The sequence below is a fragment of the Pseudomonas sp. NMS19W genome (genome assembly GCF_051554255.1).
GTDB classification, from domain to species: Bacteria; Pseudomonadota; Gammaproteobacteria; order Pseudomonadales; family Pseudomonadaceae; genus Aquipseudomonas; species Aquipseudomonas kribbensis.
Genome location: NZ_CP136718.1, coordinates 1,651,796 through 1,678,787, shown reverse-complemented (window position 1 = coordinate 1,678,787; position 26,992 = coordinate 1,651,796). Strand labels below are relative to the sequence as shown.

18 protein-coding genes and 3 pseudogenes are annotated in these 26,992 nt (G+C 61.2%); 7 read left to right on the top strand and 14 right to left on the bottom strand.

Annotated features, from left to right (window positions below; all coding sequences use genetic code 11):
* Positions 1 to 3 precede the first annotated feature (3 nt).
* From sdhA to sdhC, 3 genes are read right to left on the bottom strand one after another with little or no spacing between them, the layout of a single operon-like run.
* On the bottom strand, positions 4 to 1,776 hold the full coding sequence (gene sdhA / locus R1A29_RS07665) for a succinate dehydrogenase flavoprotein subunit (protein WP_085710547.1): 1,773 nt from the start codon (positions 1,774 to 1,776) through the stop codon (positions 4 to 6).
* 3 nt (positions 1,777 to 1,779) lie between these two features.
* Positions 1,780 to 2,148, bottom strand: a complete 369-nt coding sequence (sdhD, locus tag R1A29_RS07660) for a succinate dehydrogenase, hydrophobic membrane anchor protein (protein ID WP_085710546.1) — start codon at positions 2,146 to 2,148, stop codon at positions 1,780 to 1,782.
* Entirely contained in the window at positions 2,142 to 2,516 is a 375-nt protein-coding gene (gene sdhC / locus R1A29_RS07655) for a succinate dehydrogenase, cytochrome b556 subunit (protein ID WP_011333113.1), read from the bottom strand. Before sdhC ends, sdhD begins: the two co-directional genes overlap by 7 nt.
* Positions 2,517 to 2,880: 364 nt before the next feature.
* On the opposite strand from sdhC, the gene gltA reads away from it, so the two are divergent.
* Positions 2,881 to 4,170: a citrate synthase gene (gene gltA, locus R1A29_RS07650; protein WP_007959044.1), complete on the top strand. Its 1,290-nt coding sequence runs from the start codon at positions 2,881 to 2,883 to the stop codon at positions 4,168 to 4,170.
* 1,035 nt (positions 4,171 to 5,205) lie between these two features.
* Here the strand turns inward: gltA and R1A29_RS07645 are convergent.
* The 3 genes from R1A29_RS07645 to R1A29_RS07635 all read right to left on the bottom strand — a co-directional run bounded on the left by R1A29_RS07645 (position 5,206) and on the right by R1A29_RS07635 (position 8,254).
* Positions 5,206 to 6,864: a cation acetate symporter gene (locus R1A29_RS07645; protein WP_119428789.1), complete on the bottom strand. Its 1,659-nt coding sequence runs from the start codon at positions 6,862 to 6,864 to the stop codon at positions 5,206 to 5,208.
* Complete coding sequence (locus R1A29_RS07640) at positions 6,861 to 7,172, bottom strand: DUF485 domain-containing protein (protein ID WP_085710541.1); 312 nt, start codon at positions 7,170 to 7,172, stop codon at positions 6,861 to 6,863. Before R1A29_RS07640 ends, R1A29_RS07645 begins: the two co-directional genes overlap by 4 nt.
* Before the next feature lie 230 nt (positions 7,173 to 7,402).
* On the bottom strand, positions 7,403 to 8,254 hold the full coding sequence (locus R1A29_RS07635; protein WP_085710539.1) for a glycine betaine ABC transporter substrate-binding protein: 852 nt from the start codon (positions 8,252 to 8,254) through the stop codon (positions 7,403 to 7,405).
* A gap of 287 nt (positions 8,255 to 8,541) precedes the next feature.
* Between R1A29_RS07635 and R1A29_RS07630 the strand changes: the two are divergent.
* A pseudogene (locus R1A29_RS07630) lies at positions 8,542 to 10,136 on the top strand (beta (1-6) glucans synthase).
* Positions 10,137 to 10,187: 51 nt separating this feature from the next.
* On the opposite strand, the gene R1A29_RS07625 reads toward R1A29_RS07630, so the two are convergent.
* A complete protein-coding gene (locus R1A29_RS07625) occupies positions 10,188 to 10,559 on the bottom strand; it encodes a hypothetical protein (protein WP_438301077.1) in 372 nt (123 codons plus the stop codon).
* A 223-nt stretch (positions 10,560 to 10,782) separates the two neighbouring features.
* Here R1A29_RS07625 and R1A29_RS07620 point away from each other — a divergent pair, with 223 nt between their 5' ends.
* Together R1A29_RS07620 and R1A29_RS07615 are read left to right on the top strand one after the other, a co-directional pair.
* Positions 10,783 to 12,081 (top strand): serine/threonine protein kinase, encoded by a 1,299-nt coding sequence (locus tag R1A29_RS07620; protein WP_085710535.1) that lies wholly within the window; start codon positions 10,783 to 10,785, stop codon positions 12,079 to 12,081.
* Positions 12,074 to 12,862, top strand: a complete 789-nt coding sequence (locus tag R1A29_RS07615) for an MlaA family lipoprotein (protein WP_438301076.1) — start codon at positions 12,074 to 12,076, stop codon at positions 12,860 to 12,862. The genes R1A29_RS07620 and R1A29_RS07615 overlap by 8 nt, the downstream gene beginning before the upstream one ends.
* Before the next feature lie 63 nt (positions 12,863 to 12,925).
* Here the strand turns inward: R1A29_RS07615 and R1A29_RS07610 are convergent, their stop codons facing one another.
* The 5 genes and pseudogenes from R1A29_RS07610 to R1A29_RS07590 all read right to left on the bottom strand — a co-directional run bounded on the left by R1A29_RS07610 (position 12,926) and on the right by R1A29_RS07590 (position 22,678).
* Positions 12,926 to 13,840, bottom strand: a complete 915-nt coding sequence (locus R1A29_RS07610) for a DUF808 domain-containing protein (protein WP_438301075.1) — start codon at positions 13,838 to 13,840, stop codon at positions 12,926 to 12,928.
* Positions 13,841 to 13,906: 66 nt separating this feature from the next.
* Positions 13,907 to 15,343, bottom strand: a complete 1,437-nt coding sequence (locus R1A29_RS07605) for an efflux transporter outer membrane subunit (protein WP_438301074.1) — start codon at positions 15,341 to 15,343, stop codon at positions 13,907 to 13,909.
* A complete protein-coding gene (locus R1A29_RS07600; protein ID WP_438301073.1) occupies positions 15,344 to 18,466 on the bottom strand; it encodes an efflux RND transporter permease subunit in 3,123 nt (1,040 codons plus the stop codon).
* Positions 18,456 to 21,538: pseudogene (locus tag R1A29_RS07595) on the bottom strand (efflux RND transporter permease subunit). Before R1A29_RS07595 ends, R1A29_RS07600 begins: the two are co-directional and overlap by 11 nt.
* Positions 21,539 to 21,550: 12 nt before the next feature.
* Positions 21,551 to 22,678 carry an efflux RND transporter periplasmic adaptor subunit gene (locus R1A29_RS07590; protein ID WP_438301072.1) on the bottom strand — a complete coding sequence of 376 codons (1,128 nt, stop codon included), beginning with the start codon at positions 22,676 to 22,678 and terminating at the stop codon, positions 21,551 to 21,553.
* 193 nt (positions 22,679 to 22,871) lie between these two features.
* Between R1A29_RS07590 and R1A29_RS07585 the strand changes: the two genes are divergently transcribed.
* A complete protein-coding gene (locus R1A29_RS07585) occupies positions 22,872 to 23,477 on the top strand; it encodes a TetR/AcrR family transcriptional regulator (protein WP_085710525.1) in 606 nt (201 codons plus the stop codon).
* A gap of 93 nt (positions 23,478 to 23,570) precedes the next feature.
* Here the strand turns inward: R1A29_RS07585 and R1A29_RS07580 are convergent, their stop codons facing one another.
* Positions 23,571 to 24,011 carry a GlcG/HbpS family heme-binding protein gene (locus tag R1A29_RS07580; protein ID WP_085710524.1) on the bottom strand — a complete coding sequence of 147 codons (441 nt, stop codon included), beginning with the start codon at positions 24,009 to 24,011 and terminating at the stop codon, positions 23,571 to 23,573.
* A gap of 268 nt (positions 24,012 to 24,279) precedes the next feature.
* Here R1A29_RS07580 and gcl point away from each other — a divergent pair, with 268 nt between their 5' ends.
* The gene (gene gcl, locus R1A29_RS07575) at positions 24,280 to 26,055 is read left to right on the top strand and encodes a glyoxylate carboligase (RefSeq protein WP_134825910.1); all 1,776 of its coding nucleotides are present in this window, start codon (positions 24,280 to 24,282) and stop codon (positions 26,053 to 26,055) included.
* Positions 26,056 to 26,071: 16 nt separating this feature from the next.
* Here the strand turns inward: gcl and R1A29_RS07570 are convergent.
* Positions 26,072 to 26,182 (bottom strand): annotated as a pseudogene (locus R1A29_RS07570) (DUF4381 domain-containing protein); the annotation flags it as partial.
* Positions 26,183 to 26,199: 17 nt separating this feature from the next.
* Between R1A29_RS07570 and hyi the strand changes: the two are divergent.
* Positions 26,200 to 26,982, top strand: coding sequence for a hydroxypyruvate isomerase (gene hyi, locus R1A29_RS07565; protein ID WP_248742939.1), 783 nt, complete (start codon positions 26,200 to 26,202; stop codon positions 26,980 to 26,982).
* The last annotated feature ends 10 nt before the right edge of the window (positions 26,983 to 26,992 follow it).

Genomic DNA, 26,992 nt, shown 5'->3' with positions numbered 1-26,992 from the left:
CCCTTAATAAGTCCGGACTTTTGGTTCGAAAGTCGGAACAGTCTTCGGCGAGAAGTTCACGGCACGCTTGGCGACACGTTTCTCACCCGGGAAGTACAGGGTGTGGCACAGCCAGTTTTCGTCGTCACGGTCTTCGAAGTCTTCACGGGCGTGAGCGCCGCGGGACTCTTTACGTACTTCGGCAGCAATGGCGGTAGCTTCAGCCACTTCCAGCAGGTTTTGCAGTTCCAGCGCTTCGATACGTGCAGTGTTGAACGCCTGCGACTTATCATTGATCTTCACGTTGGCAATGCGCTTGCGCAGATCGGCCAGCTGGGCAATACCCTTCTGCATGTATTCGCCGGTACGGAATACACCGAAGTAGTTCTGCATGCAGCTTTGCAGCTCGCGACGCAGGGTAGCGACGTCTTCGCCGTCGGTACGGTTGTTCAGCGCGCTCAGGCGTGCCAGGGCAGCCTCGATGTTGGCTTCGGTGGCGTCATCGTATTCGATGCCGTCAGTCAGAGCTTTCTCGAGGTGCAGGCCGGCGGCGCGACCGAAGACCACCAGGTCGAGCAGCGAGTTGCCGCCCAGGCGGTTGGCGCCGTGAACCGATACGCAAGCCACTTCACCTACGGCGAACAGACCAGGAATGATCTGATCCACACCTTCGGCGTTCTGGGTGATTGCCTGACCGTGAATGTTGGTGGCAACGCCACCCATCATGTAGTGGCAGGTCGGAACAACCGGAACCGGAGCAACCACCGGGTCAACGTGTGCGAAAGTCTTCGACAGTTCGCAGATGCCTGGCAGACGGCTGTGCAGCACTTCCTCGCCCAAGTGGTCGAGTTTGAGCATTACGTGGTCGCCATTCGGACCGCAACCGTTGCCGGCGATGATTTCTTTAACCATCGAGCGGGCAACCACGTCACGACCAGCCAGGTCTTTGGCGTTCGGAGCGTAACGCTCCATGAAACGCTCGCCGTGCTTGTTGATCAGGTAACCACCTTCACCACGGCAACCTTCGGTAACCAGTACACCAGCGCCGGCGATGCCGGTCGGGTGGAACTGCCACATTTCAATGTCTTGTACCGGCACGCCAGCACGCAGAGCCATGCCGACGCCGTCACCGGTGTTGATCAGGGCGTTGGTGGTGGACGCGTAGATACGGCCTGCACCGCCGGTCGCCAGTACGGTCGCTTTGGCGCGGATGTAGGTGGTTTCACCGGTTTCGATGCAGATTGCAATCACACCGACGAAGTCGCCTGCGTCGTTCTTCACCAGATCGACAGCGTAGTACTCGTTCAGGAACGTGGTACCGGCTTTCAGGTTGCCCTGATAAAGGGTGTGCAGCAGCGCGTGACCGGTACGGTCGGAAGCGGCACAGGTACGGGCAGCCTGCCCGCCCTTACCGTAATCCTTCGACTGACCGCCGAACGGACGCTGGTAGATACGGCCGGTTTCGGTACGCGAGAACGGCAGACCCATGTGGTCCAGCTCGAAAACGGCAGCCGGGCCTTCTTGACACATGTATTCGATAGCGTCCTGGTCACCGATGTAGTCGGAACCCTTGACGGTATCGTACATATGCCAGCGCCAGTCATCGTTCGGGTCGGCCGACGCGATGGCGCAGGTGATGCCGCCCTGGGCGGATACAGTGTGCGAACGGGTCGGGAAGACCTTGGTGATCACGGCAGTCTTGTGACCGCCCTGTGCCAGCTGCAGCGCAGCGCGCATGCCGGCACCGCCGCCACCAATGATGATGGCGTCGAAAGAAATCGTTGGAATGTTAGCCATGAATCAGATACCCCAGAGAATCTGCACACCCCAGACGAAGTAAGCGAACATCGCGACGCCGCATACTGCCTGGAAAAGGAAACGTACTGCAGTCGCGGACTTGCCCAGCGCCATCGGCGTCAGGTAGTCGGTCGCGATGGTCCACATGCCGACCCAGGCGTGAGCGCCCAGGGCAACCAGTGCCAGCAGACTGAAGATACGCATTCCGTTGTGGGCGAACAGGCCATGCCATTGTTCATAGCCGATGCCCGGGTGAGCGGCGAGGTAGCCGATCAGGAAAATGAAATAAGCCGCGAGAACGACCGCAGACACGCGCTGTGCCATCCAGTCATAGAGGCCCGAACGCGAAAGGTTTGTAACGCTGGTTACCATATCCAAACTCCTGCCAGAACGATCAGCACCACGGAAACGGCGATGATCAGTTTCGAGCCCAGGCGGCCGCCTTCCAGCGTCTCACCGATGCCCATGTCCATGATCAAGTGGCGCACACCGGCAACCAGGTGATACAGCAGAGCGGACAGGAGGCCCCATGCTACGAACTTGGCCAGCGGGCTGGTCAAGCATGCCTTCACCTCGACATAACCTTCCTCGGAACCCAGGGATTTGCCCAATGCATAAAGCATGATGCCGAGGCCCAGGAAGAGGATGATGCCGGAAACACGGTGAAGAAACGACGTAACGCCGGTGATGGGGAGTTTGATGGTCCTTAGGTCTAGGTTTACAGGTCGTTGGCTTTTCACGGCTTTTTTTTCACACTGAAGAGCCCCTAACAATCAGGGCAAAGTTGTTGGGGAGTGCACTGGTCAGGTAACCACCACCCAGGGATGCGACCCCCAATGAAAGCAAGCCCAAAAGCCCTTGGCGGTCGGTCGCCGAGTATAGACAGTTAGGCTACTAATGACAACGCAATCGCCTACCCCCAATAGCTGATTGCACAAGTTGTATAAAAGGCGTAAATGGCAGGCAATTTCGAGGAAAAAGTGCGGTTAAAGCCTTCTGGAGCAAGACTTTAGGCAAATTGACATTCGAATTTATCTCACTATAGTGGTGCGGGCCCTGCGTGGGGGGTCTGTCTGATGATTTCAAGCATAAATAGGAGGCCACATGGCTGACAAAAAAGCGCAGTTGATCATCGAGGGCGCAGCCCCCGTCGAGCTGCCCATTTTAACCGGCACCGTTGGTCCCGATGTAATCGATGTTCGGGGCCTGACGGCCACGGGCCGCTTCACTTTCGACCCCGGTTTCATGTCGACCGCTTCCTGCGAATCGAAGATCACCTATATCGACGGCGACAACGGCATTCTGTTGCACCGCGGCTACCCGATCGAACAACTGGCTGAAAAGTCGGACTACCTGGAAACCTGCTACCTGCTGCTGAACGGCGAACTGCCGACTGCAGAGCAAAAGGCCCAGTTCGTCGGCACCGTGAAGAACCACACCATGGTTCACGAACAGCTGAAGACCTTCTTCAACGGCTTCCGCCGTGACGCCCACCCGATGGCCGTCATGTGCGGCGTAGTCGGCGCCCTCTCGGCCTTCTACCACGACTCCCTCGACATCAATAACCCGCAGCATCGCGAAATCTCCGCGATCCGCCTGGTTGCCAAGATGCCGACCCTGGCCGCGATGGTTTACAAGTACTCCATGGGCCAACCCATGATGTACCCGCGCAACGACCTGTCGTACGCGGAAAACTTCCTGCACATGATGTTCAACACCCCGTGCGAGATCAAACCGATCAGCCCGGTACTCGCCAAGGCCATGGACCGGATCTTCATCCTCCACGCCGACCACGAGCAGAACGCTTCGACCTCCACCGTGCGCCTGGCGGGCTCTTCGGGTGCCAACCCGTTCGCCTGTATCGCCGCCGGTATCGCCGCACTGTGGGGCCCTGCCCACGGCGGTGCGAACGAAGCCGTGCTGACCATGCTCGATGAAATCGGCGATGTCTCGAACATCGACAAGTTCATCGCCAAGGCCAAGGACAAGAACGATCCGTTCAAGCTGATGGGCTTCGGTCACCGCGTTTACAAGAACCGCGACCCACGTGCGACCGTGATGAAGCAGACCTGCGACGAAGTGTTGAAGGAACTGGGCATCCAGAACGATCCGCAACTCGAACTGGCCATGCGCCTGGAAGAGATCGCCCTGACCGACCCGTACTTCATCGAACGCTCGCTGTACCCGAACGTCGACTTCTACTCGGGGATCATCCTCAAGGCGATCGGCATTCCGACCAGCATGTTCACCGTGATCTTCGCCCTGGCACGTACTGTCGGCTGGATCTCGCACTGGAAGGAAATGCTCTCCAGCCCGTACAAGATTGGCCGTCCGCGCCAGCTGTATACGGGTTATGAGTCGCGGGATATCACCAAGCTGGAAGACCGCAAATAAGACTTGTCTTGCGATAACGTCTTAACGTTGTATCGGAAACGGCCTCCATGAGAATGGGGGCCGTTTTTGTTTGTTTCATCTCAGCGGCCTTTGGGCCGACTGGTTTTTTTGTTGATTGGGTACATATCCGTTTCTTCGGGTGCTGCCGCTGGCGGTTTCGCTCTTACAGCGACTCACTTTTCCAAACGCCGAAAAGTAAGCAAAAGGCTTTTGCCCCGGCGTACGGCACTTCGCTTAGGCTCAGTGTTCCCTCGCTACGGCGCCCATCAGGGGGCATCGCCTACGGTTTGCTTCGCTGCACCTCCTCTCGATGTATGCGGCTTCGCCGCACGGCGCTGCGCGCCTACCCCCTGATGGACACCTCCGCTCGGCCTGCCGAAGGGGCAAAAAATCAAAAGCCAGAGCAAAAACTAGAGCAAAAGCCAGATCAAGAGCCCCCCTCACCCTAGCCCTCTCCCGGAGGGAGAGGGAACTGATCGAGGTGAATGGCAGAGCTACGCCGACGTGCAATACCGAGTCGAACTCAAGTTTTGAAAAGCCCACAAATCGGCTCCCTCTCCTAGGGGAGAGGGCTGGGGTGAGGGGTAAATCCAGCACAAAACCAAAGCCGAACACCCGCCCCTAACCACTCACCACGATGAGCGTTAGCTCGAGTAAAGCTTTTGATCGCAGGGCCCGTCGGTAGGCTGAGTGGAGGGATTGATCCGAGGGTGGGAGCGCAGCGACCGTGCGGCGCAGCCGCATGCATCGAGAGGAGGTGCAGCGAAGCAAACCGTAGGCGATGCCCCCGGATCAATCCCGGAGCGAAGGAACCCCGAGCCCCAGCGAGCGGGCCGGACGTAGGAGCAAGCGTTTTTGGTTACTTTTGAGGCGTTTGTCAAAAGTGACCCGCCGTAAGGGCGGAACCCTAAGAAGCCGTTACCGCAGCAACGGATATACACCCAATCCCAAGAACATCCGATAACCGCCCACAAAAAAATGCCCCAATCTCTCGACCAGGGCATTTTCCATTCAACCTAACCTACACAAAAAGCCTCAGTGCGAAACCGCCCCACTAGCCCCCAACCCAGTCTGCGAACGCACAAACTGCGGGAAGAACAGCGCACGCTCGTTCTCTGCCGCCGCCGACTTGTCGGTGATCGAGAAGAACCAGATCCCGATAAACGCAATGATCATCGAGAACAGCGCCGGATACTCATAAGGGAAGATCGCCTTCTCATGATGCAGAATCTGCACCCAGATGGTCGGGCCAAGAATCATCAGGCCCACCGCACTCACCAGACCCAGCCAGCCGCCAATCATGGCGCCACGGGTGGTCAGCTTCTTCCAGTACATAGAAAGCAGCAGCACCGGGAAGTTGCAGCTGGCCGCAATGGAGAACGCCAGGCCAACCATGAACGCGATGTTCTGGCTTTCGAACAGGATGCCCAGGCCGATGGCCAGCACGCCCAGTGCGACGGTGGTGATCTTCGAAACGCGGATCTCATCCTTCTCGTTGGCCTTGCCCTTCTTGATCACGCTGGCGTACAGGTCGTGGGACACCGCCGAAGCACCGGCCAGGGTCAGGCCCGCCACTACCGCCAGGATGGTCGCGAACGCCACGGCCGAGATGAAGCCGAGGAACACGCTGCCGCCCACGGCGTTGGCCAGGTGTACCGCCGCCATGTTGTTGCCGCCGAGCAGAGCGCCCGCCGCATCTTTGAAGGCCGGGTTGGTGCTGACCAGCAGGATCGCGCCGAAGCCGATGATGAAGGTCAAGATGTAGAAGTAGCCAATGAAACCGGTCGCATACAGCACGCTCTTACGGGCTTCTTTCGCGTCGCTCACGGTGAAGAAGCGCATCAGGATGTGCGGCAGGCCGGCGGTACCGAACATCAGTGCCAGGCCGAGGGAGAACGCCGAGATCGGGTCTTTCACCAGACCGCCGGGGCTCATGATCGCTTCGCCCTTGGCGTGAACCTTGATGGATTCGGAGAACAGGGTGTTGAAGTCGAAGTTGACGTGCTTCATCACCATCAGCGCCATGAACGAGGCACCGGACAGCAACAGCACAGCCTTGATGATCTGCACCCAGGTGGTCGCCAGCATGCCGCCGAACAGTACGTACAGGCACATCAGGATACCGACCAGAATCACCGCGACGTGGTAGTCGAGGCCGAACAGCAGCTGGATCAGCTTGCCGGCACCGACCATTTGCGCGATCAGGTAGAACGCCACCACCACCAGCGAGCCGCAGGCCGACAGCGTGCGGATCTGGGTTTGCCCGAGGCGGTAGGACGCCACGTCGGCAAAGGTGTATTTGCCCAGGTTGCGCAGGCGCTCGGCGATCAGGAACAGAATGATCGGCCAGCCCACCAGGAAGCCGATCGAGTAGATCAGGCCGTCGTAGCCGGAGGTGAACACCAGCGCGGAAATCCCCAGGAAGGACGCCGCCGACATGTAGTCACCGGCAATCGCCAGACCGTTCTGGAAACCGGTGATTTTGCCGCCCGCCGCATAGTAGTCGGCAGCCGACTTGTTGCGTTTGGAGGCCCAGTAGGTGATGCAAAGAGTCGCGCCGACGAACACCACGAACATGACGATCGCGGAAACGTTGAGCGGTTGCTTGTGGACTTCGCCGGTCAGGGCGTCAGCGGCCCAGGCGGCCGGAGCGAACGCTGCGATGCTCAAAAGAGCCAGTAGACGCCGGATCATTGCTGAGCCTCCTTGAGAATCGCATTGTTCAGGTCGTCGAACTCGCCATTGGCGCGGCGCACGTAGATACCGGTCAGGATGAAGGCCGAGACAATCAGCCCGACACCGATGGGGATGCCCCAGGTGATCGATGAACCGGCACTGATTTTGGTCCCGAGCACTTGCGGCCCGTACGCAATCAGCAGGATGAATCCGGAGTAGAGCCCCAGCATGATCGCCGAGAGTATCCAGGCGAACCTTTCCCTTTTTTTCACCAGCTCCTTGAAGCGCGGGCTGTTCTGAATAGAGAGGTAAATGCTGTCGTTCATTGTTTTTATCCTCGCAGCACAGATTTTTATTTTTGGAACGTATCCACTGTATGCGGCTGCGAGCCGGCTTCCAGACGACCTTAGTAGTAGATCGCCATGGCGTTTTTGCCAATTTCCAGACGGCCCGAAAAAGGTGCGCATCCGCCATTAAAAGAACGGCAATAAAAAAGGCCGCCCGACGTAAATGCCGGGCGGCCCTGGGAAGCGCAGACTAGACGCTTCGACTTATATTACTTGGTCCATTCAGCCACGCGGTCCGGGTGCTTGGCGACCCAGTCCTTGGCAGCGGCTTCAGGTTTGGCACCGTCCTGAATCGCCAGCATGACCTGACCGATTTCGTCTTTGGAGGCCCACTGGAAGTTCTTCAGGAACTTCGCCACTTCCGGCGCCTTGGCATCCAGTTCCTTGCTGCCGATGCTGTTCACGGTTTCAGCCGCGCCATACACGCCTTTCGGGTCGTCGAGGAAGCGCAGCTTCCACTTGGCGAACATCCAGTGCGGCACCCAGCCGGTCACGGCGATGGATTCGTTCTTTTTCTCGGCGCGGGTCAGCTCGGCGATCATGCCGGCGCCGGAACTGGCCTTGAGGGTGTAACCGGTCAGGCCGTAATCCTTGATCGCCTGGTCGGTCTTGAGCATCACACCAGAGCCGGCGTCGATGCCGACGATGCGATTCTTGAAGCTGTCGTCGGTTTTCAGGTCTTCGATGGATTTGGCTTTGACGTACTCGGGCACGATCAGGCCGATTTTCGCGTCCTTGAAGTTCGGGCCGTAATCGACGACCAGATCCTTGTTCTTCGCCCAGTATTCGCCGTGGGTCACCGGCAGCCAGGCCGACAGCATGGCATCGAGTTTGCCGGTGGCAACGCCCTGCCACATGATCCCGGTGGCGACGGCCTGGAGCTTCACGTCGTAGCCGAGTTTCTGTTTGATCACTTCGGCCGCCACATGGGTGGTCGCGACGCTGTCGGACCAGCCGTCAACGTAACCGATGTTCAGGGTCTGTTTTTCAGCGCTGGCGAAAGTGGAGCTCATCGCAAGCACCAGAGCGGCACCTGCGCCTAAAAGTCGTCGCATCTTCATCGTTACTTCCCCGAAATGCTGCGCCCGACGGATGCCGGGCATCGTCAACGTATTGTTATGGTGCACAGCGCCCCCATCACGCCTGACCGCAAACTCGTTCGAACATCAGCGGAGTACTGATGAGTCCGATCATCAACCTGACGCACACAGCGACCTGCTCTGCCAGCGACCTCGAAGCAACGAGAAACGACATCAGAAAGCCATTAACTGCGTCTGAATATTTGACGCCAGACAATCCGCCCGAACTTTGCATGTCAAAAGCATGCAGGCCACCAACCCCTCTATAAATGCAGGTAACATGCGTCGCTTTGCAGCCACTCGGCCTGACCATGTCCGCATCCTCCCGCTTCCCTTTTCTTCCTTATCTGTTCGCCTGCCTGCTCGGCCTGTTTGCGCTTTGCGGCTTCTGGTACGGCCTCGGCAAACCGGTGATCCTGCCGGACGTCGCCACCCCGACCCACAAGTTGCAATGCGCCTCCTACACGCCGTTCGACAAGGATCAGTCGCCGTTCGACGTGCCGTTCAAACTGCGCCCGGAGCGCATGGACGCCGACCTCGCCCTGCTCGCCACCCGCTTCGAATGCATCCGCACCTATTCCATGACCGGCCTCGAAGCCCTGCCGGAACTGGCACGCAAGCATGGTTTGAAGCTGATGATCGGCGCCTGGGTCAACAGCAACCCGGTGGACACCGAGAAAGAAGTCGATCTGCTGATCGCCTCGGCCAACGCCAACCCGGATGTGGTCAGCGCGGTGATCGTCGGCAACGAAGCCCTGCTGCGCAAGGAAGTCACCGGTGCGCAACTGGCGAAGCTGATCAACAAGGTCAAAAGCCATATCAAGCAGCCGGTGACCTACGCCGATGTCTGGGAGTTCTGGCTCAAGCACCCGGAAGTCGCGCCGGCGGTGGACTTCCTGACCATTCATTTGCTGCCGTACTGGGAAGATGATCCTTCGAACATCGATGCTGCCCTGCAACACGTGGCCGATGTGCGCCAGGTGTTCGGCAACAAGTTCGCACCCAAGGACGTGATGATCGGCGAAACCGGCTGGCCGAGCGAAGGCCGCCAGCGGAGACCGCGCTGCCGAGCCGGGTCAACGAAGCCAGATTTATTCGTGGTTTTGTCACTTTGGCCGAACAGCAGGGCTGGCGCTATAACCTGATCGAAGCCTTCGACCAGCCGTGGAAGCGCGGCAGTGAAGGCGCGGTTGGCGGTTATTGGGGGCTGTTCGATGCGGATCGCCAGGACAAAGGCGTGCTGGCCGGGCCGGTGTCGAACGTGCCTGACTGGTCGCGCTGGCTGGCAATCGGCGGTTTGATTTTCCTCGGCACGCTGGTGCTTGGCGGTCGGGTTCGCACCACGGGTTCAGCGCTGGTGCTGCCATTGCTTGGCGCCCTCGCCGCTTGCTCGATCGGCGCCTGGGCCAACCTGGCATGGCTGACCACGCGCTTCGCCAGCGAATGGGTGTGGGTCGGCTTGCTGACCGTGTTGAATCTGCTGGTGCTGGCGCACGCCGCGCTGACCTTGAGCGCCCGCAGCGGCTGGCGTGAACGCACCTTCAATGCGTTCGAACGACAAGCCGGCTGGCTGGTTGCAGCGGCCGGTTTTGCGGCAGCGGTAATGGTGCTGGAGATGGTGTTCGATCCGCGCTATCGCAGCTTCGCGAGTGCGGCGTTCATTCTGCCGGCACTGGTTTACCTGTGCCGCCCGGTGCCGGTGGCCCGCCGGGAAATTGCCCTGCTGACCTTCATCATCGGTGCCTGCATTGCGCCGCAGCTGTTCCGTGAAGGCCTGCAGAATCAGCAGGCCTGGGGCTGGGCGCTGGTCAGCGGGTTGATGGTGGCCGCGTTGTGGCGTTGCCTTCGGGTTCGCAACCGCTGATCTTCAGTAACTAAAAGCATCGCGGGCTAGCCCGCGATGCAGCACTACCAGTCAGTTGGCGACGCGGGATTCCCGAACCAACCGCAACCCGGCAATCACCACCGCAAACACCGCCAGCGTGGTGTTGTACAACGCCAGCGCCGGAAACCCGAACACCAGCGCCAGCACCGCCAGCCACCACCCTGCCCGTCCCGGCACGACAAAACCGGTCACGGCAGCCGCGACCGCCGCCCAGCCGAGCATCTGGAAATGAATCATCAGGCCCAGGTTCGAGCGCACCGAGCATTCCCAGCGACTCGCCTCGTCAACGCAGATGCCCACCCATTGCGCGTCCTCCATGAAGCCATAACGCGCGCCATAACTGGCGGCCAGCCATAACGGCAACAGAACGAGCAGCAGAATCACGGGCAAGCGGCGGGACATGGAACACTCCAAACGATGAAATCGGCGGCCAGCTTAATCGCCTGCCAGCCGTGTGCAAGAACTAACAACTCTTAACTGGTCATTCGATCCGCGCAAAGTGTATCGTCCGGCTACTATTACCCCGAATTCCGTCTGATTGGTGCCGATGCATGGCACTTTGGCGCTAACCCAGTGGTCATAGCCTGCGAACCTCATTCGGCACCTTCCTTTAAGGGATTCACTCATGCTCCGATCCTTGCGCTTCGCCGCCCTGTTTGGCGGCCTTATCCTGAGTGCGTCCGCGCTGGCGGTGGATATAGACGCCGCCAGTTACGGCTATCCGCTGACCAACCCGTTCGAAGCGACCATCGCCACCACGCCGCCGGACCTGCGTCCGGAGTTGCCGTCGGACGACGACATCAATCAGACCGACCGCAGCGTCACTCTGCGTCCGGAGCGCGAGTTCATCCTGCCGGACAACTTCTGGGCAGTGAAAAAACTCACCTATCGCATCGCCACCCAGGACAAGGCAGCCCCGCTGATCTTCCTGATTGCCGGAACCGGCGCGCGGTATGACAGCAGCCTCAACGAATACCTGAAAAAGCTCTACTACAAGGCCGGCTACCACGTGGTGCAGCTGTCCTCCCCCACCAGTTTCGACTTCATGAGCGCCGCCTCGCGTTTCGCCACTCCCGGCGTGACCAAGGAAGACGCCGAAGACATGTACCGGGTGATGCAGGCCGTGCGCGCGCAAAACCCGAAAGTGCCGGTCACCGACTATTACCTCAGCGGCTACAGCCTCGGTGCGCTGGACGCAGCGTTCGTCGCTCACCTGGACGAAACCCGCCGCAGCTTCAACTTCAAGAAAGTCCTGCTGCTGAATCCGCCGGTCAACCTGTACACCTCGATCACCAACCTCGACAAGCTGGTGCAGACCGAGGTCAAGGGCATCAACAACAGCACCACGTTCTATGAACTGGTGCTGGCCAAGCTGACCCGCTACTTCCAGCAGAAAGGCTACATCGACCTCAACGATGCACTGCTCTATGACTTCCAGCAGTCCAAGCAGCACCTGAGCAACGAGCAGATGGCGATGTTGATCGGCACCTCGTTCCGCTTCTCGGCGGCGGACATCGCCTTCACTTCGGACCTGATCAACCGTCGCGGTCTGATCACCCCGCCGAAATTCCCGATCACCGAAGGCACCAGCCTCACGCCGTTCCTCAAGCGTGCGCTGCAATGCGACTTCGACTGCTACCTGACCGAGCAGGTGATCCCGATGTGGCGCGCCCGCACCGACGGCGGCAGCCTGCTGCAACTGATCGATCAGGTCAGCCTGTACGCCCTCAAGGATTACCTGCACGACAGCCCGAAAATCGCCGTGATGCACAACGCCGACGACGTGATCCTCGGCCCTGGCGACCTCGGTTTCCTGCGCAAGACCTTCGGCGATCGCCTGACGGTTTACCCACTGGGCGGCCATTGCGGCAACCTTAACTATCGCGTCAACAGCGACGCCATGCTGGAGTTCTTCCGTGGCTAAATATCTCCTGCTGTTTGCAGCGTTACTCTGTGCAGGCGTGGCCCAGGCCGACAACAGCAAAGCCAACGCACCGGTGGTGATCGACAGTGACGGCTTCAAGGAGCCGCTGTCGAAACTCAAGTTCAACCCGGGCCTGGACCAGCGCGAGTTCGAGCGCTCGACCCTCAACGCACTGAACGTGTATGACCCGCTGGAGTCGTGGAACCGCCGGGTCTACCACTTCAACTACCGTTTCGACCAATGGGTGTTCCTGCCGGTGGTCGATGGTTATCGCTACGTCACGCCCGGTTTCGTGCGCTCCGGTGTGAGCAACTTCTTCAACAACCTCGGCGACGTGCCGAACCTGGTCAACAGCCTGCTGCAGTTCAAGGGCAAACGCTCGATGGAAACCACCGCCCGCCTGCTGCTCAACACCACCATCGGCATCGCCGGCCTGTGGGACCCGGCCACCGCCATGGGCCTGCCGCGCCAGAACGAAGACTTCGGCCAGACCCTGGGCTTCTACGGCGTACCGGGCGGTGCCTACTTCGTGCTGCCGATCCTCGGCCCGTCGAACATCCGCGACACCGCCGGCCTGGCCGTGGACTACACCGCCGAATCGGCGATCAACTACCTGAACGTGTCGAAAGTCAGCGAAAACCATCCGGAAATCTGGGCGCTGCGTGCGGTCGACAAGCGCTACCAGACCCGCTTCCGCTACGGCCAGATGAACTCGCCGTTCGAGTACGAAAAGGTGCGCTACGTGTACACCGAATCGCGCAAGCTGCAGATCGCCGAGTAAACCGGCAGCCACAAAAAAGGCCATTCGATGCAAATCGAATGGCCTTTTTTATTGAGCAGGAAATCAGCCCTTCAGCGCTTTCCAGAGCTTGCCGACGACCGACACAACAGCCAGCACCACCGCCCCCGCCACAACCCCTGCCACGCCATTCAGCAACACCGGCACTGCAAACCCGGCGCTGCCCGCCACTGCGGCAACGCTCTCGATCCAGTGATGCACCACCGGTACGCCATGAGTCAGGATGCCGCCGCCGACCAGGAACATCGCCGCCGTGCCGATCACCGACAGGCCTTTCATCATGTACGGTGCGGCGCGCAGGATGGCGTTGCCGATGCGTTTCGCCGCAGCGCCGGGCTTCTGGGTCAGCCACAGGCCGAGGTCATCGAGTTTGACGATGCCGGCCACCAGGCCGTAGACGCCCACGGTCATGACGACGGCGATGCCCGACATCACGATCACTTGCTGGGTCAGCGAAGCCTCGGCCACGGTGCCGAGGGTGATGGCGATGATCTCCGCCGAGAGGATGAAATCGGTGCGGATCGCGCCTTTGATCTTGTCCTTCTCGTAGGCCACCAGATCGGTCGCAGGATCAGCCACCGCTTCGGTCAGCTGTGCATGCCCGGCCTGATCTTCATCCTTGCCGTGCAGCAGTGGGTGCGCGAGTTTCTCGAAACCCTCGAAGCACAGGTAGGCGCCGCCGACCATCAGCAGCGGCGTCACCAGCCACGGCACGAACGCACTGATCGCCAGCGCCGACGGCACCAGGATCAGCTTGTTGACGAACGAGCCCTTGGCCACCGCCCACACCACGGGAATTTCCCGTTCGGCGCGTACGCCCGAGACTTGCTGGGCATTGAGCGCCAGGTCATCGCCGAGCACCCCGGCGGTCTTCTTGGCGGCCATTTTGCTCATCAATGCGACATCGTCCAGAACGGTGGCGATGTCGTCGATCAGCACCAGCAAACTGCTTCCTGCCATGGGTCAGGCTTCCCTGTGTAAAAAAGTGCGCGCAGCATACCGTGCGCCACTCAAGGGAGCGAGAGGCTACGGCACCTGCCAGCCACCGCCCAGGCTCTGGAACAGCGCGACACTGCCCTGACCGAGCAAACCCTGGGTATCGCGCAGATTCTGCTCGGCCTGCAACAACACCAGTTGCTGTGTCAGCACCGCCTGCTGGCTGACGGTGCCGGCCCGCTGCTGCGCCTGCTGACTGCCGAACAACTGCTGGTTGCGCTGGAACATCTGATCAAAAGCTTGCGCCTGAATGTGCAGGTGATTGATCGCCGACAGATTGTCTTCGACGTTCTGCAACGCCCCGAGCACCGTGCCGCGATACGTGGCCACGTCCTGATCGTAAGTGGCCTCGGCTTCCTGCTTTGCCGCTTCGCGGGCACCGCCGTCGAAAATGGTTTCCGCCAGTGCCGGCCCGAGGGTCCAGATGCGGTTGGGCACGGAGAACAGACCGCCCAGCGCCGTACCGCGAAAGCCACCTTCGGCGGTCAGGCTCAGAGTCGGAAAGAATGCCGCTTCGGCCACGCCGATCCGCGCGTTCGCCGCTGCTGCCAGACGTTCGGCGGATACCACATCAGGTCGACGCAGCAACAGATTCGACGGCAGCACCGGCGGCGGCATGGGCGTCGTGAAGCGATAGTCAGCGGCCCTGGGAAGATCGAACTGCGCCGGTGCCATACCCACCAGCACCGCCAATGCATGTTCGGCCTGCTCCCGCGAACGCTGCGCGGTTTGCAGCGCCGTGATCACCGTACTGAGCTGATCCTGCGCCACCAGCAATTGATCGTTGGTCGCCGTGCCCTGAACGGTTTGCGCCTGGATCATCGTCAGTAGTTGCTGATTGATGGCCTGTTGTTGCTGCAACAGGTCGATGTCGATATCCAGTTGCCGCAGCCCCAGATAGTTGGTCGCCACACTGGCGCCGATGGACAGCCGCACGCCGGCCAGCAATGCGTCGGAGGATTGCAGCGACGCCTGGCTCGACTCGATACCGCGCCGCACCTGCCCCCACAGATCCGGCTCCCAACTGGCGGTCAGGGTGGCGCTGACCGTTTGTTCGACGGTGCTGCCACTGCTACCGGTCAAACCGCTGGTGGTGCTGCCGCTGGCACCGCCGCCGACACCGCGAGCGCCGGACAATCCCACGCCCACGGTCGGCCACAACCCGGCACGGCTCGACGCCACTTGCGCCTGCGCCAGCCGATACGCCGCCTCGGCGCCGATGATCGACTGGTTGGCCTTGGCCGAGCGCTCGATCAGATCGTTGAGTACCGGATCCTGATAGGCCCGCCACCATTGGCTGTTCAGTGCACCCTGCGGATTGGCCTGGGCGCGCTGCCATTGCGTGCCTTCCTTGAACGAAGCCGGCAGTTCAATCGCAGGCTTGTGGTAGTCCGGGCCGACCATGCAACCGCTCAGCAACAGGCTCAGCACAAGGCTGGCACCCACGGGAAACAGGCGACGTTTCATTTATCGCTCCTTACGCTTCAGGCGCTGCGACGCCCGGTCCAGCCAAAGGTAGATCACCGGCGTGGTGTACAGCGTCAGCAACTGGCTGAACAGCAAGCCGCCAATGATCGAAATCCCCAACGGCCGGCGCAGCTCCGAGCCATAACCGCTGCCCAGCACCAGCGGCAGTGCGCCGAGAATCGCCGCCAGCGTGGTCATCATGATCGGCCGGAAGCGGATCAGGCAGGCGCGGCGGATCGCGTCCTTGGCGCTCAGGCCGAATTCGCGGCGCTCGGTGATGGCGAAGTCGATCATCATGATCGCGTTCTTCTTCACGATCCCGATCAGCAGAATCACCCCCACCAGCGCGATGATCGACAGTTCGGTGCCGGTCAGCAGCAAGGCGATCAGCGCGCCGACACCGGCCGACGGCAACGTTGAAAGGATCGTCAACGGGTGCACCAGACTTTCATAGAGCATGCCCAGCACCACGTACACCGACAGCAGTGCCGCAACGATCAGCAACGGCTCGCTGGCCACCGAAGACTGGAACACCTGCGCCGTCCCGGCAAACTGGCCGACCACACTGGCAGGCATGCGCAGCTGTTTCACCGCGTTGTCCACCAGCGCCGTTGCCTGGCCGATGGAGACGCCCGGCGCCAGGTTGAACGAGGCGGTCACCGCCGGAAAAGTGCCTTGATGACTGATCGAAATCGCCGTGCGCCCCACGGAGTAATCCGCCAGCGCCGACAGCGGCACCAGCGCTTGCGAGGCCGTGGCACTCAGGTTCGGCGCCGCCGCAGCGCCCTTGGTCGTGACCGCTGCGGTGCCGACCGGCACGTAAATGTTCTTCAGGGTCGCCGGGGACGCCCAGTAAGCCGGCGCCACTTCCATCACCACGTGGTACTGGTTGGCGGAACGGTAGATGGTCGACACCTGACGCTGACCGAAGGCGTCATACAGCGTCTGGTCGATGGCCGACATGCTGACCCCGAGCCGGGCGGCAGCGTCACGATTGACCGTCACGCTGGACATCAGACTGTTGTCCTGCTGATCGGTGTTCACATCGGTCAATTGCGGCAAGCCGTGCAGCACCGCGACGACTTTCGGCACCCATTCGTCGAGGGTGCTCTGGTCGTCGGCGGTCATCGTGTATTGGTACTGCGCCCCGCTCTGCCGCCCGCCGACCGTGATGTCCTGCGCCGATTGCAGATACAGGCGCGTGCCGGGCATGTCGCCGAGGGTGTGGCGAATCTGGCCGATGACCTGATCGGCGCCGTCCTTGCGATCCGCCAGCGGCTTGAGGGTGATGAACAACTGCGCACTGTTGACCGCCCCGCCGATCCCGCCACCGCCGCCGACAAACCCGCCGACGGTCGCCACGTTCGGATTGCTCAAGACCTTTTTATTGATCTCGCTGAAGTTCGACTGGATCGCCCCGAAGGAAATGCTCTGCGCCGCAATGATGCTGCCGGACATGCGCCCTGTGTCTTCCTGCGGAAAGAAACCCTTGGGCACCAGCACATACAGCACGCACGCCAGCACGATCACCAGCAGCGTCAGCAGGCCCATCAGGAACGAATGCTCGACAACCCAACCCAGCGTGCGGTCGTAGAACCGGTGAAAGTACGAATCCGGATGATCGTCGCCGTTGCCGCTCTGCTGTTGAGTGCGCAGCAGCACGCTGGCGAGCATCGGCGTCACCGTCAGCGACACCAGCATCGAAATCACGATGGCCACCGACAGCGAAATCGAAAACTCGCGAAACAGCCGCCCGACCACCCCGCCCATCAGCAGCAACGGAATGAACACCGCCACCAGCGACACGCTGATGGTCATCACCGTGAAACCCACCTCCCGCGCCCCGGCCAGTGCGGCTTGCACACGGCTTTCACCTTTCTCCAGATGTCGCATGATGTTCTCGACCACCACGATCGCGTCGTCCACCACAAACCCGGTGGAAATGGTCAGCGCCATCAGCGACAGGTTGTTGAGGCTGTAGCCGAGAAAATACATCGCACCGAAAGTACCCAGCAGCGACAGCGGCACGACGATGGCCGGGATCAGCGTACTGCGCCAGTCGCGGAAGAAGCCGAAGGTCACCAGCGTCACCAGCGCGATCGAAATCAGCAGGGTCACTTCCACGTCGTGCAGCGAGGCGCGAATGGTGGTGGTGCGGTCCATCAGGATGTTGATCTTGATCGCCGAGGGGATCGAACTCTGCAAAAACGGCAAGTCGGCCTTCACCGCATCCACGGTATCGATGACATTGGCGCCGGGCTGCTTGAACACCACCAGCAGCACCGCCGGTTTGCCGTTGGACAGGCCGAAGTTGCGCAGGTCTTCGACATCCTCGGTGACGTCGCCCAGGTCCGAGATGCGCACCAGATCGCCGTTGCGCTGCTTGACCACCAACGGCCCGTAATCGCTGCCCTGATAGAGCATGTCGTTGGCCTTCAGGCCATAGGACTGATCGCCGACCGACACCGTGCCTTTGGGCAGGTTGACGTTGGACGCCTGAATCACCTGCCGCACCTGTTCCAGGCTGACGCCGTAGCGATTGAGCCGGTCCGGATTGAGCTCGATGCGCACCGCTGGGAGTGCCGCGCCGCCCACCGTGACATCGCCGACGCCAGTGGTCTGCAACAGCCGCTGTTCGAGCAGGGTCGAGGCCACGTCGTACATCTGGCCACGGGTCGCCGAATCGGAAGTAAGGCTGAGGATCAGGATCGGCGAGTCGGCCGGGTTGACCTTGCGGTAGGTCGGGTTGCCGGACAGATCGCTCGGCAGGCTGCTGCGCGCCGCATTGATCGCCGCTTGCACGTCCCGCGCCGCGCCATCGATGTCGCGATTGAGGTCGAACTGCAAAGTGATGCGGGTCGCTCCCAGCGAACTGGACGAGGTCATTTCAGTGACCCCGGCGATCTGCCCGAACTGGCGTTCCAGCGGCGTCGCCACCGACGACGCCACCGTACTCGGGTCGGCACCGGGCAACGAGGCACGCACGCTGATGGTCGGGAAGTCCACTTCCGGCAACGGCGCCACCGGCAGCAGGTTGAACGCCAATACGCCAAACAGCGCCAGCCCGACCGCCAGCAACGTGGTGGCGATGGGACGCTGGATGAACGGCGCGCTAAGGTTCATCGCGCAAGGCCTCGGCCGCCGCTGGACGGCGCCGGGTGAAGCGCTGCTCCAGGCCATGCATGGCAAGGAAAATTACCGGGGTCGAAAACAGCGTCAGCAACTGGCTAAGCAACAAGCCGCCGATGATCGCGATTCCCAGCGGATGGCGCAGCTCCGAGCCGATCCCGGTGCCCAGCGCCAGCGGCACCGCGCCGAACAAGGAAGCCATGCTGGTCATCAGAATCGGCCGGAATCGCAGCTCGGCGGCCTGCCGGATCGCCGCCACCGGATCGAGCCCGCCCTTGCGTTCCAGCTCCAGGGCAAAGTCGACCATCATGATGCCGTTCTTCATCACGATCCCGATAAGCAGCACGATGCCGATCAAGCCGATGATGTCGAACTGCGTGCCGGTGATCAGCAATGCCAGCAATGCGCCGAGCGCGGCGGACAACAGGGTCGAGAGAATCGTCACCGGGTGCACGAAGCTCTCGTAGAGAATCCCCAGCATCAGGTACACCACGATGATCGCCGCGAGCACCAGAAACACCTGATTGGACAACGACGCCTCGAACGTCGCCGCCGCCCCTTCCAGATTGGCCTGCACCGACAGCGGCAAACCGGCCTTGGCCTCGATGTCCTTGAGCCGCGTCACCGCCGCGCCGAGGGTCTGGCCGGGGGCGAGGTTGAACGAGACATCGGCATAGGGAAACTGCCCCAGACGATTGATGGTTACCGGCGAGCGAATCACCTGCATCGTCGCCATGCTCGACAGCGGCGCCACCCCGCCGCCGGGAATGTCGACGTAGAGCCCAGTCAACAGATCCGCCAGATTGTGCGGCGGATGGTCGGTGGCGATCACCACGTGATACTGGTTGAGCTGGGTGTAGATGGTCGACACCTGACGCTGGCCAAAGGCGTCGTACAGCACATCGTCGATGGCTTGCGGCGTGATGCCCAGACGCGATGCCGTGGCGCGGTCGAAGTTGAGCTGGATCTGATTGCCGAACTGCATCGCCTGGCTTTGCACGTCGGTGAACATCGGGTCCTGTTTGATCGCCGCCAGCAGCTTGTTGGTCCAGGTTTCCAGTTCGCCCGGGTCAGTGGCTTGCAGGCCGAGGCGGTAACTGGTGGTCGAGACGGTGGCGTCCAGGGTCAGGTCCTGCACGCTGTGCAGGTACAGGCGAATTCCGGCGTCGTCGGCATTGGCGTCGGAGAGCCGGCGAATCACCGCTGCGCTGCTGTCACGGTCGCCGTGGGGTTTGAGGTTGATCAGCAGGTTGCCCTGATTGATTGTCGGGTTGGTCTGGTCGATGCCGACGAACGAAGACAGGCTCGCCACTGCCGGGTCCTTGAGAATCCGCGCAGCCAACCGCTGCTGCTCGCTCTGCATCTGCTGGAAGGAAATGCCCGGCGAGGCCTGGGAAATGCCCTGGATCAGCCCGGTGTCCTGCTCGGGAAAAAAGCCCTTGGGCATCACCACGATGATCAGCAGCGTCAGCAACCCGGTGAGCACCACCGAGATCAGCGTCAGCCCGCGATGCAGCAGCACCCAATCCAGGCCTTTGACGTAATAGCCGTTGACCCGGTCGAAGAAATCGACCCGGCGTTCCTCGTGTTTGTGCTTGAGCATCCGCGAACACATCATCGGCGTCAGGGTCAGGGTGATCAGCGCCGAGATGACAATGGTCACCGCCACCGTCATGGCGAATTCGCGAAACAGCCGGCCCACTACATCGCCCATGAACAGCAGCGGAATCATCACCGCGATCAGCGCCACCGACAGCGAAATGATGGTGAAGCCGATCTGCTCCGCGCCCTTGAGCGCAGCCTGCATCGGCGAGTCGCCGGCCTCGATGTAGCGGGTGATGTTTTCGATCATGACGATGGCGTCATCGACCACGAAACCGATGGCGATAGTCAGCGCCATCAGCGTCAGGTTGTTCAGCGAAAACCCCACCGCGTAGGCCACCGCCAGGGTGCCGACCAGCGTCAGCGGAACGGTCACCGCCGGGATGATCGTCGCCGCCACGTTGCGCAGGAACAGGAAAATCACAATCACCACCAGCAACACCGCCACCGCCAGTTCGTATTGCACGTCGGTGACCGAGGCGCGGATGGTTTGCGTGCGGTCGGTGAGCACGTTGACCTTCAGCGTCGCCGGCAGGCTGGCACGCAGCTTGGGCAGCAGTTGTTGCACGCGGTCGACCACATCAATCACGTTGGCCCCGGGCTGGCGCTGGATATTCAGGACAATCGACGGGGTGCTGTCGGTCCACGCCGCTTGCCGGGGGTTCTCCGGGCCCTGGGTCGACGAAGCGATCTGTGACAGGCGAATCGGCGCGCCGTTCTTGTAGGCGATCACCAGATCGCGGTACTCCTCGGCCGACTGCAACTGGTCGTTGGTGCCAATGGAATACGCCTGATATTTGCCGTCGATATTGCCCTTGGCCTGATTGACGTTGGCCGTGCCCAGCGAAGTGCGCAGGTCATCGAGGGACAGGCCCAGACTGTTCAGCGCCGAGGTGTTGGCCTCGACCCGCACCGCCGGGCGTTGACCGCCGCTGAGGGTGACCAGGCCGACGCCGGTGATCTGCGAAATTTTTGCGCCAGCCGCGTGTCGGCGAGGTCTTCAACCTTGGTCAGCGGCAACACATCGGAGGTCAGCGACAGCGTTAGCACCGGCGCATCGGCCGGGTTGACCTTGCTGTACACCGGCGGGTACGGCAGGTTCGCCGGCAGGAAGGTGCCGGCGGCGTTGATCGCGGCCTGCACTTCCTGCTCGGCGACATCCAAAGACAACGACAGATCGAATTGCAGGGTCACCACCGAGGCGCCGTCGGAGCTGGTGGAGTTCATCGACTTGAGCCCCGGCATCTCGCCGAGCTGGCGTTCCAGCGGCGCAGTGATCGATGAACTGATGACCTCGGGACTGGCGCCGGGGTATTGGGTGAACACCTGAATGGTCGGGTAATCCACCTCCGGCAACGCCGACACTGACAACAAGTGATAACCCAGCAGGCCCAACAACAGCACCGCCACCATCAACAGCGTGGTGGCCACCGGGCGTTCGATGAAGGGGCGCGAGACGTTCATGGGCTACGCCTCCTATTGCGCGACGACTTTCACCGCCGAGCCATCGTCGAGTTTGTCGGCGCCCTCGGTGACGACCTGCTCGCCCTCCTTTACCCCGTTGTCGAGCACCGCCGAAACATCGCCTGTCGCCGGCCCGGTCTTGATGTTGCGCAGGCTGACCTTGTTGCCGGGATCGACCACCACGAACACGAAATCGCCCTTGCTGCCATGCTGGATCGCTCGGGTCGGCACCACGGGATTCTGACTCAGGGTGTCGGCCTTGAGCCGGGCGTTGACGAACTGATTGGGAAACAGCGCCTTGGCCGAATCGTCGAACTGCGCCTTGACCTTGATCGTGCCGGTGCTGGTATCGACCTGGTTATCCAGCGCCAGCAGATTGCCGGTGGCCAGCAGGTTGTGTTTGTTGCGGTCGTAGGCCAGTACCGTGACTGTGCCTTTGGCCATGGCCTGATTGATCGCCCCCAGATCATCCTCGGGCACGGCGAACACCACGGTGGCCGGGGTCATCTGGGTGATCACGGCAATTCCGGTGGTGCTGGTGGTGGTCACGTAGTTGCCGGGGTCGACCTGACGCAAACCGACCACGCCATCCACCGGTGAAGTGATCGTGCAGTAGCTCAACTGGACTTCGAGGTTCTGCACGCTGCCCTGATCCGAAGCGACCGTGCCTTGCAGTTGCTGCACCAGGGAGGCCTGGGTATCGAGGGTTTGCTGAGTGGTGGAGCCGACCTTGATCAGTTCGCGATAACGCGCCAGATCGCGCACGGCGTTGGCGAGCAGCGCCTGATCATGCATCAGCGTGCCTTTGGCCACCGCCAGTTGCGCCTTCAGCGCGCGGTCGTCGATGCGAGCGATGACCTGGCCCCTGGCGACGTGCTGGCCTTCCTTGAACTCGACCGAGCTGAGAATGCCGTTGACCTGGGTCACCACGGTCACGCTGCGGGTCGGGGTCACCGTGCCCAAGGCGTCGATGTAGACCGGCACGTCCTGCAACTTGACCGCGACCGTTGCGACCGGCTCGGCGGCCGGCGGGGGTTTGACCCGATGCTGACCGGCGCTCAGGTAGAACCACAGAGCAAGCCCCAGCAACAGCACAATGCCAATGATCAACAGGACTTTGCCACGCCTGCGTCTCGCCATGACCGCCCGCCTCTTGCCCCCGCGTCTGCCTTGACTCTAGCAGCGTCCCGACAACCGTCGCGGGGCACGGCGTATTTGTTCAGGCTGGCGACAGACTGACGCGACGAGCGCCACCGACGGGCCTTGTTGAGCGGCGCGCGAGGCCGGTGCTACCATGCGCAACCGCCAGAACAGGCAAGGAACCACCGGGTTTATGAGCACAATCCGCGAGCGCAACAAAGAACTGATCCTGCGTGCCGCCAGTGAAGAGTTTGCCGACAAGGGCTTCGCTGCGACCAAAACCAGCGACATCGCCGCCAAGGCGGGATTGCCCAAGCCCAACGTCTACTACTACTTCAAGTCCAAGGAAAACCTCTACCGCGAGGTTCTGGAAAGCATCATCGTGCCGATCCTGCAGGCCTCGACCCCGTTCAACCCGGACGGCGTGCCGAGCGAAGTGCTGAGCGGCTACATCCGCTCGAAGATCCGCATCTCCCGCGACCTGCCGTTTGCCTCGAAGGTGTTCGCCAGCGAAATCATGCACGGCGCCCCGCACCTGAGCGCCGACCTGGTGGAGCAACTGAACAGCCAGGCCAAGCACAACATCGACTGCATCCAGAGCTGGATCGACCGCGGCCAGATCGCCCCGATCGACCCCAACCACCTGATGTTCAGCATCTGGGCCGCGACCCAGACCTACGCCGACTTCGACTGGCAGATCTCCGCCGTGACCGGCAAGGAAAAGCTCGACGAGGCGGATTACGAGTCCGCAGCACAAACCATCATCCGGTTGGTGCTCAAGGGCTGCGAGCCGGACTGAAGCCAACACCTCCAGACACAAACAAGCCCGCCCTCACAGAACTTCCTGTGAGGGCGGGCTTGTTCGTTTCAGCGACTATCCGGCGTTAGCCACTCAGGCCGCCACCCCCGCATCCGCCCGCAGGTCCAAAGCCTCCACAGCCTTGATTGCCACCTGTTCATCGACATCCGACAGATCGCCGCTGATGCCGATCGCTCCCAGCACGTTGCCCGCCTGATCGCGAATCAACACGCCGCCCGGTGCCGGGACGACGCTGCCCTGCCCCATGCTGTTGAGCGCGGCGATGAACGCCGGGCGTTGTTGTGCGTCCAGCGCCAGCAGGCGTGAGCCCTTGCCCAGGGCGATGGCGCCCCAGGCTTTGCCGATGGCGATGTTCGGGCGCAGCAGGCTGGCGCCGTCTTCGCGTTGCAAGGTGACCAGGTGGCCGCCGGTATCCAGTACTGCAATGGTCAGCGGCGCGGCGGAGATCGCCCGCCCTGCGCTGATGGCTTCGTTGACCAGGTTGACTGCGACTTTCAAGGTTAAAGCGCTCATGGTGCCGTCCTCATTTTGTTATTGGGAAAGCCGTTGGGCTGCGCTTTTCTGCCGCAGCCCGATGCAACAAATAGAACACAATGAATTATTTTTTTGTATACAATAATTCTCGAAAAGCGCCCCATGCGACGAAAAGCCACAGTAGAAACGGCTTCCGACGAATGAAACAGGCGCTTGAGAAAATGGATTGACCTGCGCCGTCCGCCGTGAATACACTCTGCGCAAAGCCACTTGTATACAATTACAAAACGTAAAGAGGCACAAAACCATGAGCAAAATGAGAGCAATCGAAGCCGCCGTTCTGGTGATGCGCCGTGAAGGGGTTGATACCGCTTTTGGCATTCCGGGTGCTGCGATCAACCCGCTGTATTCCGCCCTGAAGAAAGTCGGTGGCATCGATCACGTCCTCGCTCGCCACGTTGAAGGCGCCTCGCACATGGCCGAGGGCTACACCCGCACCAAGGCCGGCAACATCGGCGTGTGCATCGGTACTTCCGGCCCTGCCGGTACCGACATGGTCACCGGTCTGTACAGCGCCTCCGCGGACTCGATCCCGATCCTCTGCATCACCGGCCAGGCGCCACGTGCCCGTATGCACAAGGAAGACTTCCAGGCCGTCGACATCACCAGCATCGTCAAGCCAGTGACCAAGTGGGCAACCACCGTTCTGGAGCCGGGTCAGGTGCCTTACGCCTTCCAGAAAGCCTTCTACGAAATGCGCTCCGGCCGTCCGGGCCCGGTGCTGATCGACCTGCCGTTCGACGTGCAGATGGCTGAAATCGAATTCGACATCGACGCCTACCAGCCACTGCCGCTGGCCAAGCCGAGCGCAACTCGCGTGCAGGTTGAAAAGGCTCTGGCGCTGCTCGATCAGGCCGAGCGTCCATTGCTGGTGGCTGGTGGCGGCATCATCAACGCCGACGCCAGCGATCTGCTGGTGGAATTCGCCGAGCTGACCGGCATTCCGGTCATCCCGACCCTGATGGGTTGGGGCACCATTCCGGACGATCACCCGCTGATGGTCGGCATGGTCGGTCTGCAGACTTCGCACCGTTACGGCAACGCCACGATGCTGAAATCCGACGTGGTGCTGGGCATCGGTAACCGCTGGGCCAACCGTCACACCGGCTCGGTCGACGTGTACACCGAAGGTCGCAAGTTCATTCACGTCGACATCGAAGGCACCCAGATCGGCCGCGTGTTCACCCCGGATCTGGGCATCGTGTCCGACGCCGCCGCCGCGCTGACCGTGTTCATCGAAGTCGCCCGTGAATGGCAAGCCGCCGGCAAACTGAAAAACCGCAGTGCATGGCTGCAGGACTGCCAGCAGCGCAAGTCCAGCCTGCAACGCAAGACCCACTTCGACAACGTGCCGGTCAAGCCGCAGCGCGTGTATGAAGAAATGAACCAGGTGTTCGGCAAGGACACCTGCTACGTCAGCACCATCGGTCTGTCGCAGATTGCCGGCGCGCAGTTCCTGCACGTCTACAAGCCGCGTCACTGGATCAACTGCGGTCAGGCCGGTCCGTTGGGCTGGACCATTCCGGCAGCGCTGGGCGTGGTGAAGGCCGATCCGAACCGCAAAGTCGTGGCCCTGTCGGGGGACTATGACTTCCAGTTCATGATCGAGGAACTGGCGGTCGGCGCCCAGTTCAATCTGCCGTACATCCACGTCGTGGTGAACAACTCGTACCTGGGTCTGATCCGTCAGGCACAGCGCGGGTTCGAAATGGACTACTGCGTGCAGCTGTCCTTCGATAACCTGAACGCGCCGGAACTCAACGGTTACGGTGTCGACCACGTCGCAGTCGCCGAAGGTCTGGGCTGCAAGGCGCTGCGTGTGTTCGAACCGGCAGACATCGCCCCTGCCCTGCGCAAGGCCGAAGAGCTGATCGAAGAGTTCAAGGTGCCGGTGATCGTCGAGATCATTCTGGAGCGTGTGACCAACATCTCCATGGGTACCGAGATCAACGCCGTCAACGAATTCGAAGACCTGGCGCTGGTCGGCAACGATGCGCCTACCGCGATTTCGCTGCTCGATTAACTGCTGACCGCTCCCACTGTGGGAGCGGGCTTGCCCGCGAAGGCGGCTTCACATTCAACAGACTTGTTGACTGACCCACCGCTTTCGCGAGCAAGCTCGCTCCCACAGGGATCGAATGACCTGCTATTTACACGGGAGACCACCATGCCGCGTTTCGCAGCCAACCTGTCCATGCTGTTCACCGAACAGGATTTCCTTGCCCGTTTCGACGCCGCCGCCAAGGCTGGCTTCAGCGGTGTCGAGTACCTGTTCCCGTACGATTTCAGCTCTGCCGAAATCAAGGCCAAACTCGACGCCAACGGTCTGACCCAAGTGCTGTTCAACCTGCCGGCCGGTGACTGGGCCAAGGGCGAGCGCGGTATCGCGTGCCTGCCGGACCGGGTCGAAGAGTTCCGTGCCGGTGTCGATCTGGCCATCGCTTACGCACAGGTGCTGGGCAATACCCAGGTCAACTGCCTGGCCGGTATCCGTCCGCAGGGCGTGGACGATGCCACCGTTGAAAAGACCTTCGTCGCCAACCTCAAGTACGCCGCCGAAAAACTGCAAGCCGTCGGCATCAAACTGGTGATGGAAGCGATCAACACCCGCGACATCCCGGGCTTCTACCTGAACAACACGGCGCAGGCCCTGTCGATTCGCGAGCAGGTCGGCAGCGCCAATCTGTTCCTGCAATACGACATCTATCACATGCAAATCATGGAAGGTGATCTGGCCCGCACCCTGCAATCGCACCTGGCCGAGATCAACCATGTGCAGCTGGCCGACAACCCTGGCCGCAACGAGCCGGGCACTGGCGAGATCAACTACCGCTTCCTGTTCGAACACCTCGATCGCATCGGTTATCAGGGCTGGGTCGGCTGCGAATACAAACCGCTGACCACCACTGAAGCGGGCCTCGGCTGGCTGAAATCCCACAACGCGATCTGACCCCTATTTG

Excerpts from the sequence above, each read along its gene's own strand:
- R1A29_RS07605 (WP_438301074.1), bottom strand. The coding sequence starts at position 15,343 with ATGAAACGTCGCCTGTTTCCCGTGGGTGCCAGCCTTGTGCTGAGCCTG.
- R1A29_RS07610 (WP_438301075.1), bottom strand. The coding sequence starts at position 13,840 with ATGGCAGGAAGCAGTTTGCTGGTGCTGATCGACGACATCGCCACCGTT.
- gltA (WP_007959044.1), top strand. The coding sequence starts at position 2,881 with ATGGCTGACAAAAAAGCGCAGTTGATCATCGAGGGCGCAGCCCCCGTC.
- R1A29_RS07600 (WP_438301073.1), bottom strand. The coding sequence starts at position 18,466 with ATGAACCTTAGCGCGCCGTTCATCCAGCGTCCCATCGCCACCACGTTG.
- R1A29_RS07620 (WP_085710535.1), top strand. The coding sequence starts at position 10,783 with ATGCTCCGATCCTTGCGCTTCGCCGCCCTGTTTGGCGGCCTTATCCTG.
- hyi (WP_248742939.1), top strand. The coding sequence starts at position 26,200 with ATGCCGCGTTTCGCAGCCAACCTGTCCATGCTGTTCACCGAACAGGAT.
- sdhA (WP_085710547.1), bottom strand. The coding sequence starts at position 1,776 with ATGGCTAACATTCCAACGATTTCTTTCGACGCCATCATCATTGGTGGC.
- R1A29_RS07645 (WP_119428789.1), bottom strand. The coding sequence starts at position 6,864 with ATGATCCGGCGTCTACTGGCTCTTTTGAGCATCGCAGCGTTCGCTCCG.
- gcl (WP_134825910.1), top strand. The coding sequence starts at position 24,280 with ATGAGCAAAATGAGAGCAATCGAAGCCGCCGTTCTGGTGATGCGCCGT.
- R1A29_RS07635 (WP_085710539.1), bottom strand. The coding sequence starts at position 8,254 with ATGAAGATGCGACGACTTTTAGGCGCAGGTGCCGCTCTGGTGCTTGCG.
- R1A29_RS07625 (WP_438301077.1), bottom strand. The coding sequence starts at position 10,559 with ATGTCCCGCCGCTTGCCCGTGATTCTGCTGCTCGTTCTGTTGCCGTTA.
- R1A29_RS07640 (WP_085710541.1), bottom strand. The coding sequence starts at position 7,172 with ATGAACGACAGCATTTACCTCTCTATTCAGAACAGCCCGCGCTTCAAG.
- R1A29_RS07580 (WP_085710524.1), bottom strand. The coding sequence starts at position 24,011 with ATGAGCGCTTTAACCTTGAAAGTCGCAGTCAACCTGGTCAACGAAGCC.
- sdhD (WP_085710546.1), bottom strand. The coding sequence starts at position 2,148 with ATGGTAACCAGCGTTACAAACCTTTCGCGTTCGGGCCTCTATGACTGG.
- R1A29_RS07590 (WP_438301072.1), bottom strand. The coding sequence starts at position 22,678 with ATGGCGAGACGCAGGCGTGGCAAAGTCCTGTTGATCATTGGCATTGTG.
- R1A29_RS07585 (WP_085710525.1), top strand. The coding sequence starts at position 22,872 with ATGAGCACAATCCGCGAGCGCAACAAAGAACTGATCCTGCGTGCCGCC.